12 protein-coding genes and 1 tRNA gene are annotated in these 14,463 nt (G+C 68.7%); 9 read left to right on the top strand and 4 right to left on the bottom strand.

All coding sequences use genetic code 11. The annotated features are described in order from the left end of the window. Nucleotides 1–103: 103 nt before the first annotated feature. The 3 genes from G369_RS0129095 to G369_RS0129085 all read right to left on the bottom strand — a co-directional run bounded on the left by G369_RS0129095 (nucleotide 104) and on the right by G369_RS0129085 (nucleotide 6,175). The gene (locus G369_RS0129095; RefSeq protein ID WP_019657594.1) at nucleotides 104–1,534 is read right to left on the bottom strand and encodes an efflux transporter outer membrane subunit; all 1,431 of its coding nucleotides are present in this window, start codon (nucleotides 1,532–1,534) and stop codon (nucleotides 104–106) included. Nucleotides 1,535–1,690: 156 nt separating this feature from the next. Then, nucleotides 1,691–4,858, bottom strand: a complete 3,168-nt coding sequence (locus G369_RS0129090) for an efflux RND transporter permease subunit (protein ID WP_019657593.1) — start codon at nucleotides 4,856–4,858, stop codon at nucleotides 1,691–1,693. 18 nt (nucleotides 4,859–4,876) lie between these two features. Next, nucleotides 4,877–6,175: an efflux RND transporter periplasmic adaptor subunit gene (locus G369_RS0129085; RefSeq protein WP_019657592.1), complete on the bottom strand. Its 1,299-nt coding sequence runs from the start codon at nucleotides 6,173–6,175 to the stop codon at nucleotides 4,877–4,879. Nucleotides 6,176–6,354: 179 nt separating this feature from the next. Between G369_RS0129085 and G369_RS0129080 the strand changes: the two genes are divergently transcribed. Continuing rightward, the gene (locus tag G369_RS0129080) at nucleotides 6,355–7,026 is read left to right on the top strand and encodes a TetR family transcriptional regulator (RefSeq protein ID WP_019657591.1); all 672 of its coding nucleotides are present in this window, start codon (nucleotides 6,355–6,357) and stop codon (nucleotides 7,024–7,026) included. Between the two features lie 42 nt (nucleotides 7,027–7,068). After that, nucleotides 7,069–7,143: transfer RNA gene (locus G369_RS0129075), tRNA-Arg, on the top strand. A gap of 375 nt (nucleotides 7,144–7,518) precedes the next feature. Here G369_RS0129075 and G369_RS0129070 read toward each other — a convergent pair. After that, entirely contained in the window at nucleotides 7,519–8,490 is a 972-nt protein-coding gene (locus G369_RS0129070; protein ID WP_165924626.1) for a LysR family transcriptional regulator, read from the bottom strand. Nucleotides 8,491–8,564: 74 nt separating this feature from the next. Here G369_RS0129070 and G369_RS36550 point away from each other — a divergent pair, with 74 nt between their 5' ends. From G369_RS36550 to G369_RS0129035, 7 genes are read left to right on the top strand one after another with little or no spacing between them, the layout of a single operon-like run. Continuing rightward, complete coding sequence (locus G369_RS36550; RefSeq protein ID WP_019657589.1) at nucleotides 8,565–9,140, top strand: hypothetical protein; 576 nt, start codon at nucleotides 8,565–8,567, stop codon at nucleotides 9,138–9,140. Beyond that, entirely contained in the window at nucleotides 9,131–9,553 is a 423-nt protein-coding gene (locus tag G369_RS36545; RefSeq protein WP_020723345.1) for a VOC family protein, read from the top strand. The genes G369_RS36550 and G369_RS36545 overlap by 10 nt, the downstream gene beginning before the upstream one ends. Next, on the top strand, nucleotides 9,550–10,326 hold the full coding sequence (locus G369_RS36540; protein WP_019657587.1) for an alpha/beta fold hydrolase: 777 nt from the start codon (nucleotides 9,550–9,552) through the stop codon (nucleotides 10,324–10,326). Before G369_RS36545 ends, G369_RS36540 begins: the two co-directional genes overlap by 4 nt. 19 nt (nucleotides 10,327–10,345) lie before the next feature. Continuing rightward, nucleotides 10,346–11,146 (top strand): ABC transporter ATP-binding protein, encoded by an 801-nt coding sequence (locus tag G369_RS0129050; RefSeq protein ID WP_019657586.1) that lies wholly within the window; start codon nucleotides 10,346–10,348, stop codon nucleotides 11,144–11,146. Between the two features lie 27 nt (nucleotides 11,147–11,173). Continuing rightward, nucleotides 11,174–12,067 (top strand): ABC transporter permease, encoded by an 894-nt coding sequence (locus G369_RS0129045; protein WP_019657585.1) that lies wholly within the window; start codon nucleotides 11,174–11,176, stop codon nucleotides 12,065–12,067. Between the two features lie 54 nt (nucleotides 12,068–12,121). Further along, a complete protein-coding gene (locus G369_RS0129040) occupies nucleotides 12,122–13,219 on the top strand; it encodes an ABC transporter substrate-binding protein (protein WP_020723344.1) in 1,098 nt (365 codons plus the stop codon). A gap of 21 nt (nucleotides 13,220–13,240) precedes the next feature. Further along, the gene (locus G369_RS0129035; RefSeq protein WP_019657583.1) at nucleotides 13,241–14,365 is read left to right on the top strand and encodes an FAD-dependent monooxygenase; all 1,125 of its coding nucleotides are present in this window, start codon (nucleotides 13,241–13,243) and stop codon (nucleotides 14,363–14,365) included. Nucleotides 14,366–14,463 lie beyond the last annotated feature (98 nt).

Below are 14,463 nucleotides of genomic sequence, written 5' to 3'. Positions count from 1 at the left end.
CGGCGATTATAGAGAGAGCCCCCGCCGACAGGGGCAAGGGACCTCCCTTATGGGACGCCTTGGCGTCTCGGCCCCTGCCGGGGCTGCGAGACGCCCTCGAGGCTCAGCCCTTGCCGCCGTCGCCTTCGCGCGTGGCCCAGCCGCCGCCCAGCGTCTTGTAGAGCGTGACCTGGTTCTGCAGCTGCAGCAGGCGCGTCGTCACCGCCGACTGCTGCGCGGTGAACAGCGAGCGCTGAGCGTCGAGCAGGTCGAGCGCGCTGGCGATGCCGTTGCGATAGCGCAGGTCGGAGAGCTTGAAGCGCACCGCCTCCGCATCGGCCTGCGCACGCTGCGCGCGAACCTGCTCGCCGAGCGTGGCGCGGCCTGCGAGCGCGTCGGCCACTTCGCGGAATGCCGTCTGGATCGACTTCTCGTACTGCGCCACCGCGATCTCGCGCCCGGCCTTGGCCGAGTCGAGCGTCGCGATGTTGCGGCCTGCGTCGAAGATCGGCAGCGTCACCGTGGGCGCGAAAGACCATGCCTTGGAGCCGCGGTCGAACAGGCCCGAGAACTCGCTGCTCGCGGTGCCGATCGAGCTGGTCAGCGACACGCGCGGGAAGAAGTTCGCGCGCGCCGCGCCGATGTTGGCATTGGCCGCGATCAGCTGCTGCTCCGCCGAGCGGATGTCGGGCCGCTCGGCCAGCAGGTCGGAGGGCAGGCCGGCCGGCACGTCGGGCATCGGCTTGATGCCGTCGAGGCCCCTGGCGCCACCCGCCAGTGCATCTGCAGGCACCGGCGCGCCCAGCAGCAGGGCGAGGGCGTTCTCGTCCTGCGAGCGGGTGCGCTGCTGCTGCGCATAGGAGGCGCGCGCCGTTTCCAGCAGCGAGTTCGCGGCCTGGAAGTCGAGCTCGGAGGACACGCCGTTGTCGAAGCGCATCTTCGTGAGGCGTACCGATTCCTCGCGCGTGACCATCGTCTGCCGCGTGATCTCCAGCAGCTCGTCGTCGGCCAGCAGCGTGAGCCAGCCGTTGGCGACCGACGCGATCAGGCTGATCTGCACCGCCTTGCGGGTCTCGTCCGTGGCGAGGTACTGCGCCAGCGCCTGGTCCTTCAGCGCGCGGATGCGGCCGAAGAAGTCGATCTCCCACGAGGTGAAGCCGAAGTTGACGCTGTATTGCGAGGCCACGCTGCCCTGGCTCGGGTCGATCGCCTGGTAGGCGTTGGGGCTCGAGCGCGAGCCCGTGCCCGTCAGGCCGAGCGCGGGGAACAGGTTCGAGCGCTCGATCTGGAACTGCGCGCGCGCCTGCTCGATGTTGAGCACCGACACGCGCAGGTCGCGGTTGTTCGCGAGCGCCGTGCGGATCAGGCCCGCCAGGCGCGGGTCGGTGAAGAAGTCCTGCCACGGCAGGTTGGCCGCGGCCTGGCCCGGCGGCTGCGACGGGTCGCCCGGGTAGGTGGTTGGCACCGGCGCCGCAGGGCGCTCGTAGGTCGGGATCAGCGAGCAGCCGGCCAGCAGCATCGCCGCCGCCAGGGCTGTGGGAATGAATTTCGTCATTGTCATTGCGACTCCATGGCCGTTCGCGCTGTACGCACTGCGCGGCCTGTTCGGGAAACACCGCGGAACCGGCTCTGCCGGGCCGCAGGTGTCGCCCCCTGCAAGGGGGTTGGCGAAGCGACACGCAGTGCGCGAAGCCTGGGGGTGTGCCCGAGTTCAGTCATGCTTGGTTTCCTCCGGGCCGATGCCGGCGGCTTCGGCATGCCGCTTGTCGGCTTCTTGCTGGCGCTTGCTGCCCTTGAACAGGCTGCGAACCACCACGAAGAACACCGGCACGAAGATCACGGCCAGCGCGGTGCCCGTCAGCATGCCGCCGAGCACGCCGGTGCCGATGGCACGCTGGCTGGCGGAGCCGGCGCCCGAGGCGATCGCCAGCGGCACCACGCCCAGGCCGAAGGCCAGCGAGGTCATGATGATCGGGCGGAAGCGCAGGTGGGCGGCGGCCAGGGCCGACTCGATGACGCCCTTGCCCTGCGCCTGCAGGTCCTTCGCGAACTCGATGATCAGGATCGCGTTCTTCGCCGACAGGCCGATGATCGTGATCAGGCCCACCTGGAAGTACACGTCGTTCGAATACGCACGCAGCATCGTCGCCAGCAGCACGCCCAGCACGCCCAGGGGCACCACCAGGATCACCGACAGCGGGATCGACCAGCTCTCGTACAGCGCGGCCAGGCAGAGGAACACCGCCAGGATCGCGAAGCCGTACAGGATGATGGCCTGCGAGCCGGCGAGCTTTTCCTCGCGCGACTGGCCGGTCCATTCGTAGCCGAAGCCGGCGGGCAGCTGCGATGCGAGCTTCTCCATCTCGGCCATCGCCGCGCCGGTGCTGTAGCCCGGTGCCGCGTCGCCGCTGATGCGGATGGCCGGATAGCCGTTGTAGCGCACCGTCTGCGTGGCGCCCGTGACCCACTTGGTGGTCGCGAAGGCCGACAGCGGCACCGGCTGGCCCTGCGTGTTGCTGGCGTTCAGCTTGAGCAGGTCGTCGGGCTGCATCCGCGCCGGAGCGTCGGCCTGCACCACTACGCGCTGCAGGCGGCCGCGGTTCGGGAAGTCGTTGATGTAGCTCGAACCCAGAGCGGTCGACAGCGTCGCGTTGATCGCGTCGAAGCTCACGCCCAGCGCGTTGGCCTTGTCGCGGTCGATGTCGATCTGCAGCTGCGGCGCGTCTTCCAGGCCGTCGGGACGGACCTGCGCCAGCACCTTGCTCTGCGAGGCCATGCCCAGCAGTTGGTTGCGGGCGGCGATCAGCGCGTCGTGGCCGGCGCCGGCGCGGTCCTGCAGGCGGAAGCTGAAGCCGCTGGCGTTGCCCAGTTCGGGAATGGGCGGCGGGCTCAGCGGGTAGATGAAGGCGTCGCGGATGCCCGAGAGCGCACCGAAGGCACGGCCGGCGAGCGCGCTGGCCGAGTGGGCCGGGTCCTTGCGTTCTTCCCAGTCCTTCAGCGTCACGAAGGCGAGGCCCGCGTTCTGGCCCTGGCCCGAGAAGCTGAAGCCCATCACGCCCACCATGCTCTGCACCTCGGGCTGCTTCAGGATGAAGCCCTCGACCTGCTGCATGACCGACAGCGCACGCTCCTGCGTCGCACCCGGCGGCAGCTGCACGTTCACGATGATGTTGCCCTGGTCCTCCTGAGGCAGGAACGAGCTCGGCAGGCGGGTGTAGGTGAACACCACCGCGGCGATGATCGCCACGTAGATCACGAGGTAGCGTGCGGCGCGGCGCAGGATGCGCGCGACGAAGCCTTCGTAGCCCTTGGCGGTGCGTGCGAAGCCGCGGTTGAACCAGCCGAAGAAGCCGGTCTTCTCATGGTGATGGCCCGCTTCCACCGGCTTGAGCAGCGTGGCGCACAGCGCCGGCGTGAGCGACAGCGCCATGAAGGCCGAGAAGGCGATCGAGGCCACCATCACCGCCGAGAACTGGCGGTAGATGTTGCCGGTGGAGCCCGCGAAGAAGGCCAGCGGCACGAACACCGAGACCAGCACCACGGTCACGCCGATGATGGCGCCCGAGATCTGGCGCATCGCCTTGCGCGTGGCCTCAAGTGGAGAGAGCCCCTCTTCGCTCATGATGCGCTCGACGTTCTCCACCACCACGATGGCGTCGTCCACCACGATGCCGATCACCAGCACCATGCCGAACATGGTCAGCACGTTGATCGAGAAGCCCAGCGCCAGCAGCGAGGCGAAGGTACCCAGCAGCGCCACCGGCACCACGATGGTCGGGATGATCGTGTAGCGCCAGTTCTGCAGGAAGAGGAACATCACGAGGAACACCAGCGCCACGGCTTCCAGCAGCGTCTTGACCACTTCGCTGATCGAGATCTGCACGAAGCGCGAGCTGTCGTACGGGATGGCCCACTTCACGCCCTGCGGGAAGTAGCGCTCGAGCTCGGCCATCTTGGCGCGGATCGCCTTGGCCGACTGCAGCGCGTTGCCGTTGGGCGTGGGCTGCACGCCGACGCCGACCGCGGGCACGCCGTTCAGGCGCGCCGAGGTGGCGTACGACTGGCCGCCGAGTTCCACGCGCGCCACGTCCTTCAGCCGCACGGTCGAACCGTCGGTGTTGGCGCGCAGCACGATGTTCTTGAACTGCTCGACGTTGACCAGCTGGCCGTTCACCGTCACCGTGGCCGCGATGGCCTGGCCGGGAATGTTGGGCAGGTCGCCCAGCGTGCCCGAGGACACCTGCGCGTTCTGCGCGCGGATGGCGTTGTTGACGTCGGTGGCCGACAGGTTGAAGCCCTGCAGCTTGGCCGGGTCGATCCACACGCGCATCGCGTTCTCGGAGCCGAAGAGCTGCGCCTGGCCCACGCCGACCACGCGCTGCAGCTCGGGCACGACGTTGCGCGCGGCATAGTCGCCGAGCGCAACCGGGTCGAAGTTCGGGTTGTCCGAGGACAGCATCACGAACATCAGGAAGTTGTTGCGCGACTTGTCCACGCGCACGCCCTGCTGCGTCACGGCGGAGGGCAGGCGCGGCGTCGCGCGCGACAGCCGGTTCTGCACGTCCACCTGCGCGAGGTCGTCGTTGGTGCCGGGCTCGAAGCTGATCGTGATGGAGCCGGTGCCGTCGGCCTGGGCCACCGATTCCATGTAGATCAGGCCCGGCGAGCCGTTCATCTCGCGCTCGATGACGGACAGCACGCTGTCCTCGAGCGTCTGCGCCGAGGCGCCGGGGTAGGCGACGTTGATCACGATGGCGGGCGGCGCCACCGGCGGGTACTGCGAGATCGGCAGCTGGGTGATTGACACGCCGCCCACCACCAGGATGAACAGTGCGATCACCCAGGCGAAGATCGGTCGGTCGATAAAGAATTTGGCCATTTGCGGGCGCGCTCCTGATTACTTCTTCTCGGCCGGGGCCTTGTCGGCCGGAGCCTTCTCGGCGGAGGCGGCTGCCGCGGGCGCGGCTGCCTCGGCGGCGGGCTTGGCTGCGCCGCCGTTGGGGTTCGGCTTGGTCCACGGGACGGCCTTCACGGGCGTGCCCGGCGGCATCATCTGCAGCTTCTGGAAGCCGTCGACCATCACCTGTTCGCCGGCCTTCAGGCCGTCGAGCACCACCCACTGGTTGTCCTTGGCGGCGCTGATCTTGACGGTGCGCTTGCTGATCTTGCCGTCCTTGTCGACCACCGACACCGTGTCGCCCTGCTGCGTGCGCGTGACGGCCTGCTGCGGCACCGTGATCGCGTTGGTGGCCTGGGCCTGCTCGAGCTTCACGCGCACGTACAGGCCGGGCAGCAGCTCGCCCTTGGGATTGGGCACTTCGGCGCGCAGCGTGACCTGGCCGGTGGTGGAGTCGACCGTGAGGTCGGAGAAGAGCAGCTTGCCTTCGAGCGGGTAGTCGGTGCCGTCTTCGAGCACCACGCGGATGGTCGCGGCTTCCTCGCCGCTCGCGCGCTTGTACTGGCCGGCGGCCACGGCGCGGCGCAGCTTCATCGCGTCGGAGGCCGACTGCGTGAAGTTCACGTACAGCGGATTGATCTGCTGCACCACGGCGAGCTCGGTGGCGTCGCCCTGGCCCACCAGAGCGCCTTCGGTCACGAGGGCGCGGCCGATGCGGCCCGCGATGGGCGAGGTCACGTCGGCATAGCTCTGGTTGATCTTGGCGGTCTGCAGCGCCGCGCGGCCCGATGCCACGTCGGCCTCGGCCTGCTTGGCGGAGGCCACGGCGGTCGCGTATTCCTGCTTGCTCACGGCATTGGCCTCGACCAGCGGCTTGTAGCGCTCGGCCAGGGCCCTGGCCTGCACCGCGTTGGCTTCGGCGCGTGCCAGCGTGGCCTGCGCGTTCTGGGTCGCGGCCACCAGCGGTGCCGGGTCGATGCGGAACAGCAGCTGGCCGGCCTTCACGTCGCTGCCTTCGCGGAATTCGCGCTTCAGCAGGATGCCCGATGCGCGGGCGCGGACCTGGGCGACGCGGGAGGCCTCGAGGCGGCCGGGCAGTTCGGTGACGAGGCCGACGTCGGTCGGCGTGGCAACGATCACGCCGACTTCGGGAGCCGGATGACCGCCGCCGCCTCCGGCGCCCGCGCCTGCGGGCGCATCGCTCTTGCCACAGCCCGCAAGGACCAGCAGGACGACGGCCGCCACGGTCGCGAGGCGCGGCGAAAAGGACGATGGGCGCGAAACATGCAGGAGGGGCATGCGATTCCTTTGAAGCGAAGACGGGAGATGGCGCGTTCGCGGCGTGAACCGGAAACCTGTACAGCCAGGGAGGCCATCGGGGAAGCCGGCTAGTTTACATACATTCATGGATGTATAGTGACAGGCCGAGCAATGGCCCCACGATACATAGAGGGCGTTGTCTTTACAAATCAGGAGACTTGGTGGCACGTCGTACGAAGGAAGAAGCATTGGCCACGCGGCATCGGTTGCTCGATGCCGCGGAGCTGCTGTTTCAGGCGCAAGGTGTTTCGCAGACCACGCTGCAGCAGATCGCGCAGCAGGCCGGCGCGACGCGCGGCGCGATCTACTGGCACTTCAAGGACAAGGCCGACCTCTTCAACGCGATGATGGAGCGCGTCATCCTGCCGCTGGAGGCCGCGCCGAGGGCGGCCGCCGCGCCTGGCGTCGACGATCCGCTGGCCGAGATCGAGGAGGGCATGGTCCACGCGCTCACCCTCATGACCACCGACCCGCAGGTGCGCCGCGTGTTCGACGTCGCCACCCACAAGGTCGAGTACACGCACGACATGGCCTCGGTGCAGCAGCGCCACCTGGACGCGCGCAACGCCTGCGTGACCGATTTCGAGAAGGCGCTGCGCCTGGCCGCGCGGCGCGGCCGCATCAAGCTGCCGGTGCCGGGCCACGTGGCGGCGCAGGGGCTGCATGCGCTGATCAGCGGCCTCATCCAGAACTGGCTGCTCGACCCCGAGGCCTTCGACCTCGTACCCACCGGAAGGCGCACCTTCAGGGTCTATCTGGCGGGGCTCGGGTTCGCCCGGCCGCAGCCGGCTGCCCCCGTCGCGGCCGAGGCGGAAGCAGCCGCCGCCTGATAGGCGATAATGTCGGACTCCGGTGCAAACCGGACCCGATTCCTCGCTGTATTTCAACGGATAGAATTCGGCCCTCCGAAGGCTGAGATCCAGGTTCGATTCCTGGCGGCGGGACCAGACACCAAGCCGGACACATTCCCATGTGTCCGGCTTTTTTGTTTTCCGGCTCCTCGTTCGCGCAGCCTGTGCGATCCGGGCGATGGGCGCCGCCGACAGAAAACCTGGGGACAGTCCCGGCACAAGTCATGCGTTATCCACAGTCGCAGCCGCTTGCCGGATGTTGTTCCCTTTTCCGATGCAGCACCGAAGCACACGCGCTCACAGCGGTACGGGGACTGCAAGTCCTTGTCGCGCAAGGAAAAAGCGGTACTTTCCACAGGCAGGGTTTACCCTTATCTACTACTACTATCTTTAAATAAGAAAGAAAGTAGAGAAGAAAGGCGAGACAGGCGAAGCCGAGTCGCCGTGTTCAACGGCGACGGTGTCTGGCGCTCAGCCCGCCGCGCGCTTCATGCGCCGCGCGGTCTCGACCACCGCGGCGCGCAGCGATTGCACGGTCGGGTGCGCTTCCAGTTCCTTCAGCGTGAAGAAGCTCACCGGCGGCAGGTTCCAGCTCAGCCGGTGGGGCAGCGCCGCCAGGTGACCCGCGCCTTCCATTCCGGCGACCACGTCGCGCGCGAAGATGGTGATCGCGTTGGGCTCCTGGCGCAGCGCCGTCTCGATGCTGCGGATCGAGGTGGTCTCCAGGATCGGCAGCGGCGGCTGCACGCCCGCGCCGACGAAGATCGCGTTGTAGGTCCTGCGCATCGGCGTGTTCGGCGGCGGCAGGATCCAGTCGAGCTGCGCGAGCCGGGCCCAGTCCAGCGGGCCGCGCGAGAGACGCCGCACGTTCTTCGCGCCGACCACGAGGCAGGGCTCCTGCTCGTGGATCGCCTCCTGCACCAGCCCGGTCGCGTCGCCGTCGTAGGAGCGGCCGATGGCGCAGTCGAGCTCGCGCGCGATGAGGCTCGCGACCAGCTCGTCGGTGGTGCCTTCGCGCGCCATCACCGAAATGCGCGGCGTGCGGTCGAGCAGGTGCGTGAGCGCGGCCGACATCAACTGCTGGGGCACCTGCTGCGTGAAGCCCAGCCGAAGGCGGCCGGCGCGCCCCGCCTCGAGCGAGGTGAGCACGCGCGCGGTCGCCTCGAGTTCGGCGAGCCAGCGCCGCGCGTAGCGCAGCACCGCCTCGCCCGCGGCCGTGGGCACCAGCCCTCTGCTGGTCCGCTCGAAAAGCGTGCTGCCGAAGATGTCTTCCACCTCGTGCAGCGCCTTGGTGATCGCCGGCTGGCTCAGTTGCATCTCGGCGGCGACGCGGCCGAGCGTGCGGTGCCGGTCGATGGCCTGCAGCAGCGAAAGCTGGCGCAGCTTGAGGCGGGAGAGCAGCGCGCGCTGCAGTTCGGCGGCGGGGTCGCGGGCGGTGGGCAAGGCCATAACTCCACGGTTATCGAGCTATCAGAAATTATTTCACTTTGGTGAATCGAGGGTCCTAGACTTTTCCCATGGACCCGACCATTGCACTGAAAACAACCTCCGCCGTCGCTGCCGGCACCGCCATCACGGCCGCCTTCCTGGACTCGCTGGCCGAGGCGCAGGACGCCGGCGAGGCGATGCGGCTGATCGACCAGCGCCGGCTGCAGGTCGCGCCCGGCAGCATCTTCAGCATCCAGCAGAACGTGACGACCGATGGCGACGCGGCGGGCCAGGTCCTGCTGCGCCGCTTCTATTCGTCGGAGGCGTCGAGCTTTCCGGTGAACGGCGCGAAGCGCAAGACGCTCACGCCGTGGAGCGAATGCCTCTTCGTGCGCGGCCGCGTGTTCGTCGGCGAGGGCGAGCACGTGCTCGCGAGCAACTTCGACGACTTCGAGCAGATGCGCGAATACCGCCTGCGCAGCGTGGTCAACGTGCCGCTGATGCAGGGGCGGACCTGCTTCGCCACCTTCAACGTCTTCGGCACGCGCGAGCACTGGCTGCCGCAGGAGGTGCTGGGCATCCGCATGCTGGCGCTCGCCGCCGCGCGCTGGGTGCCTGTCGCGCCCCGACTGGCCTACAGCTTCGAGGAAACGCCATGCCTGTGACCGCCCTGCACCACTTCACGATCCGCTGCGCGCCGCACGAGCTGCCGCCGCTGCTGGACTTCTACACCCGCGTGATGCGCCTCACCGTCGGCGCGCGGCCGGAGATTCCCGCGCCCGGCGCCTGGCTGTATGCGGACGGCCAACCGATCGTGCACCTCTACGCGCATCTTTCGATGCCCGACGAGCCTGTCGAGCCCGTCACCGGCCACGTCGACCACATCTCGTTCCGCTCCCATGGGCTTGCCGAGATGCGCGCGCACCTTCATGCACAGGGCGTCGCGTTCGCCGAGGCGCCGATCCCGGGCTGGGCGATCCACCAGCTCTTTCTGCACGATCCGCGCGGCCTGAAGATCGAGATGACTTTCTGGATGGACCAGGAAGAACGCCAAGGCGAGGAAGGGGGCGCGGCATGACCGGCTTCGTGCAGGCCGGCGAACTGCGCGTCGCCTTCGAGCGCGAGGGCGAAGGCCCGCCGCTGCTGCTCATGCATGGCGCCGAAGCTTCGCGCCAGATGTTCTCGGCGCTGGTGCCGCATCTGTCGAAGCACTTCACCGTGATCGCCTACGACCAGCGCGACTGCGGCGAGACCGAAGGGCCGCAGCGCCCATCGACCCTGGCCGATCTTGCCGACGATGCACAGCGGCTCATCAAGGCGCTGGGCTTCAAGCGCGCGCACGTGTTCGGCTCGTCCTTCGGCGGGCGCGTCGCGCAGGCACTGGCGCTGCTTCATCCGCGCTCGGTCGACCACCTCGTGCTCGGCAGCACCTGGCCGCTGCCGAGGCCCTACGAAGAACTGTGCCCCGACGCGAAGCGCCTGGCCGAGCTGCGCAGCGGGCTGCCGGCCACCGCGGAAGAACTGGCGACATGGTTCTTTCCCGAAGCCTTCCTGCAGCAGCGGCCCGAACTGCGGCGCATCTTCGCGAGCGCGCGGCCCGGCTCGGCGCGTTCCGCTCGGCGGATGGCGACCGCGCTGACCGCCATCGAGAGGGGCGTGGCCGACATCGTCGCGCCCACGCTGGTGCTGGCCGGCGAGCTCGACCGCGTGGTGCCCGCGAGCGTGACGCTCTCGATGGCCGGCCGCATCCGCGGCGCCGATGCGGTGCTGCTGCCCGGCATCGGCCACGTCACCGCGATGCAGGCGCCGCAGATGCTGGCGCAGCACATCGTGCGCTTCCTCAAGAACTGAAACCCGAAGGAGCCAGGCCATGAGCCCGAACCACGACCGTGCGCGCGGCCGCGCCGACTACATCCGCATCGAAGGGCTGTCCAAGCACTTCGGCGACGGCGGCGAAGGCGTGCTCGCGCTGAAGGACATCGACTGCAGCATCGAGCAGGGCAGCTTCGTGACCATCGTCGGGCCCAGCGGCTGCGGCAAGAGCACGCTGCTGCGCATCCTCGCGGGCCTGCTCGACTACGACATCGGCCGCGTGCTGCTCGACGGCCAGCCGATCCACGGCACGCGGCGCGACGTGGGCGTGGTGTTCCAGAGTTCGATCCTGCTGCCGTGGCGAACCATCCTCGAGAACGTGATGCTGCCCGCCGAGGTGCTGGGCATTCCCGCGAAGCAGGCGCGCGAGCGGGCGATGCAGCTGCTGCAGATGGTCCGGCTCGAAGGCTTCGAGCACAAGCTGCCGCGCCAGCTCAGCGGCGGCATGCAGCAGCGCGCCTCCATCGCGCGGGCGCTGCTGCACGACCCCAAGATCCTGCTGATGGACGAGCCCTTCGGCGCGCTCGACGCGATGACGCGCGAGCGCATGAACCTGGAGCTGCAGCGCATCTGGATGGAAAGCGGCAAGACGGTGGTGCTGATCACGCACTCGATTCCCGAGGCGGTGTTCCTCGGCGACAGGGTGTTCGTGATGTCGCCGCGCCCCGGCACGCTCGAGCGCGTGCTTCCCGTGGACCTGCCGCGCCCGCGCTCGATGGACGTGATGTCGCACCCCGACTTCGCTGCCGCATCCGCGTCGATCCGCGAGCGCTTCTCGCATGCGGCTTCGTTCGACTGATTCCGTTCGATTCAAAGAGGCCACCAGATGACTACCGCCATGCTCGCCAAGTCCGACTCTCCTGCGCTATCCGGCGACCGCGCGCCGGCCCCCGCCACCAGCCCCAGGCCGCGCCGCCGCGCCAATCCGCTCGCCTCGACGCGGGTGCAGTCGATCCTGCTGCTCACCGCGCTGCTCGGTTCGTGGGAGGCGGGGGTGCGGCTCTTCGAGGTGCCGCAGCACCTCGTGCCGCCGGTGAGCGACATCCTGGTCGCGCTGTGGCGCGGCCTCGCCACCGGACCGCTCGCGAAGGATGGCTTCTGGTACCACGGCGGCGTGACCGTGACCGAGATCCTGCTGGGCTTTCTCGTCGGCAGCGGCGTCGGCCTCGCGATCGGCATCGTGGTTTCGCAGATGCCGAGGGTCGAGGCGCTGCTGGAGCCCTACGTCGCCGCGCTGCAGAGCGTGCCCAAGGTGGCGGTCGCGCCGATCATCGTGGTGTGGCTGGGCTTCGGCATCGGCTCGAAGGTGATGATCATCTGCCTGCTCACCTTCTTCCCCGTGCTGGTGACCAGCATCGCGGGCTTCAAGGCGGTGGACCCCGACCGCATCGACCTGCTGCGCTCGCTCTCGGCGACGCAGTGGCAGATCTTCCGCAAGGCCAAGTTTCCGAGCGCGCTGCCCTACATCTTCGCGGGGTTGAACATGGCCGCTGCCTTCAGCGTGGTCGGCGCGGTGGTGGGCGAGTTCGTCGGCGCGCAGGCGGGGCTGGGCGTGCTCATCCTGCAGATGGAGGCGCAGGCCGACACCGGCGGCAGCTTCGCGGTGTGCGTGGTGCTCTCGGTGATCGGCATCGTGATGACCGACCTGCTGCGCCGCATCCAGCGCCGCGTGCTGCACTGGATGCCGGCGGACACCTCGCAGCGGACGGTGAACGTCTGAACGCCGCATCCCCGCAATTCAGGATTCCTGTTTTTCCGTATGAAGGAGCGAGCCATGTTGACGCGACGTGATTTCGGCCTGGGCCTCGGTGCCCTCGGCCTGGCCGGGAGCCTGCCGGCGCTGGCGCAGAGTGTGCGGGTGATGAAGGTGGCGAACACCGCGGCGGTGAACGACCCGCAGCAGTGCTTCTGCACCGCGGGCCAGCACCCGAAGCTGAACTTCTACAAGCCCGGCGGCGTGGACGTGGAGTACGTCAACATGTCCAGCATGACGCAGGCGCTGCAGAGCCTGCGCGCCGGCCACGTGGACTTCGGGCCGGCGGTGCCGGGCATCCTGCTGCCCGCGATGGCGAAGGACCCGTCGCTCGACCTGGTGAGCGTCTACAAGTGGCTGCCGCGCAATGCGAACGTCATCGTGGTGAAGCCCGGCAGCCCGATCAAGTCGGCCGCCGACCTCGCGGGCAAGCGCATCGGCGTGCGCAGCCAGGGCGACACCGGCATCGTCATCACCAGAACCATGCTGGCCGAGCTGGGCCTGAAGGACGACGGCTGCGAGTACATCGCCATCGGCGACGGCGCGCCCGCCGGCGCGGCGATCGACAACGACCGCGTGGACGCGATGGTGGCCTTCGACACGGCAGCAGCCCGCATCGAACTGGTGGGGACGAAGCTGCGCTACGTGCCGCTCACGCCCAGGTTCGCGCAGGTGGGCTCGGGCTGGATGTGCGTGCCGCGCAAGATGCTCAAGGAGGACCGCAAGTCGCTGGTGGCGCTGTTCCAGGGCATCGCGAAGTCGACCCTGTTCTCGAACGCGAACCTCGAAGCCGCGATCGACCTGCACTGGGCGGTCTATCCCGAGAGCCGGCCCAAGGGCCGCAGCGAGGACGACGCACGCAAGGAGCTCGCCTTCATCCTCAAGGACCGCAAGAACAGCTGGATGCGCCGCCCCGGCGATCCCGACCAGCGCATGGGCGCGTCGTCGCCGGCCGAATGGAAGGCCAACGTCGAGATGGCCGCCGAAGCCAGCAAGAACCCGAAGCTCGCCAGCGAACTCGGCGACCCGAACCGGCTTTTCACCAACGAGCTGATCGACGAGATCAACGCCTTCGACAAGCAGGCGGTGATCCAGATGGCCCGGGAATTCAAGCTGTAGCCGCAGAAGGAGGATCAGCCCATGGACGTACTCGTTTCCGGCGCCAGCATGGCCGGCCTGTCGGCCGCCTATTGGTTCGCCAGCCTGGGCCACCGGGTCACCGTGGTCGAGCGCGCCGACGGGCTGCGCCCGGGCGGCGCGCCCATCGATGTTCGCGGCCGTGCGCTCGGCACCGCGCAGCGCATGCGCATCCTGCAGAGGATCGCCGAGGAGAAGGTCGCCATCGTCGAGCCGGCGCCGGTGCTCGACGGCAGCGGAAACCAGGTCGCCACGCTCGACCTGCGCTGGTTCGCCAACGAGACCGACGAGGACATCGAGATCACCCGCGACCGCCTCAACCGGATCCTGCTGGACGCCATTCCATCGGGCGTGGAGTTCCGCTTCAGGACTTCGATCGTGTCGCTCGACGATCGCGCGGGCGGAGTGGACGTCGGCTTCACCGATGGCGCGACGGGCCGCTACGACCTTGTCGTGGGCGCCGACGGCCTGCACTCCAACGTGCGCAGGCTGGCCTTCGGGCCGGAGAAGGACTACGTGCGGCACTTCGGCCACTACGTCGCGCTCGTCGATCTGCCGCCGGGTCGGCAATGGCGACGCGCGATGCTCAACGTGCCCGGCCTCACCATCGCCGTGCGCGACGCCGGCGACGGGCCGCAGGGGATGATGATCGTCGCCAGCCCCGAGATCGACTACGACTACCGCGACCTCGATGCGCAGCGCAGGCTGCTCGACCAGTTCCTCTCCCGCGTGGATGCCTGGCAGGTGCCTGCGATGCGCGCGGCCTTCATCGACCCCGATGCCAAGGGCTTCTACTTCGACTCGGTGAGCCAGACGCGCATGCCGGGCTGGATCAAGGGCAAGGTCGCGGTCATCGGCGATGCGGGGCACTGCGCAGCGCTGCTGTCGGGCATGGGCACCACGCTGGCGATGGTCTCGGCGGAGCTCCTGGCGACCACGTGGACCGAGCACGGCGGCGACATGGCGGCGGCGTCGCCGGTCTATCACGAGAAGCTGCGGCCGTATGTCGAACAGTGCCAGGCATTCGCGAGCGAAGGCGCGCCGATCATGGTGCCCGCAACGCAGGAGGCGCTCGACGAGCGCAACGCGATGTTCCGCGCCTATGCGGACAGGTTCGCGAACGCGTGATGCGCATCGGCCGAAGCTCACGCGGCTTGTGAACAATCGACATCTGCGCTCCGGCGCAGGCAGAGGCACCGCCGCCGCTGCGAGCATTCGTTCACGGT

This window comes from Variovorax atrisoli 110B, from assembly GCF_000382045.1.
GTDB classification, from domain to species: Bacteria; Pseudomonadota; Gammaproteobacteria; order Burkholderiales; family Burkholderiaceae_C; genus Variovorax; species Variovorax atrisoli.
This window is presented reverse-complemented; position numbering and strand designations above follow the sequence as displayed.

Coding starts and splice junctions, on each gene's coding strand:
- G369_RS36550 (WP_019657589.1), top strand. CDS start 8,565: ATGGACCCGACCATTGCACTGAAAACAACCTCCGCCGTCGCTGCCGGC.
- G369_RS36540 (WP_019657587.1), top strand. CDS start 9,550: ATGACCGGCTTCGTGCAGGCCGGCGAACTGCGCGTCGCCTTCGAGCGC.
- G369_RS36545 (WP_020723345.1), top strand. CDS start 9,131: ATGCCTGTGACCGCCCTGCACCACTTCACGATCCGCTGCGCGCCGCAC.
- G369_RS0129050 (WP_019657586.1), top strand. CDS start 10,346: ATGAGCCCGAACCACGACCGTGCGCGCGGCCGCGCCGACTACATCCGC.
- G369_RS0129095 (WP_019657594.1), bottom strand. CDS start 1,534: ATGACGAAATTCATTCCCACAGCCCTGGCGGCGGCGATGCTGCTGGCC.
- G369_RS0129045 (WP_019657585.1), top strand. CDS start 11,174: ATGACTACCGCCATGCTCGCCAAGTCCGACTCTCCTGCGCTATCCGGC.
- G369_RS0129090 (WP_019657593.1), bottom strand. CDS start 4,858: ATGGCCAAATTCTTTATCGACCGACCGATCTTCGCCTGGGTGATCGCA.
- G369_RS0129035 (WP_019657583.1), top strand. CDS start 13,241: ATGGACGTACTCGTTTCCGGCGCCAGCATGGCCGGCCTGTCGGCCGCC.
- G369_RS0129040 (WP_020723344.1), top strand. CDS start 12,122: ATGTTGACGCGACGTGATTTCGGCCTGGGCCTCGGTGCCCTCGGCCTG.
- G369_RS0129085 (WP_019657592.1), bottom strand. CDS start 6,175: ATGCCCCTCCTGCATGTTTCGCGCCCATCGTCCTTTTCGCCGCGCCTC.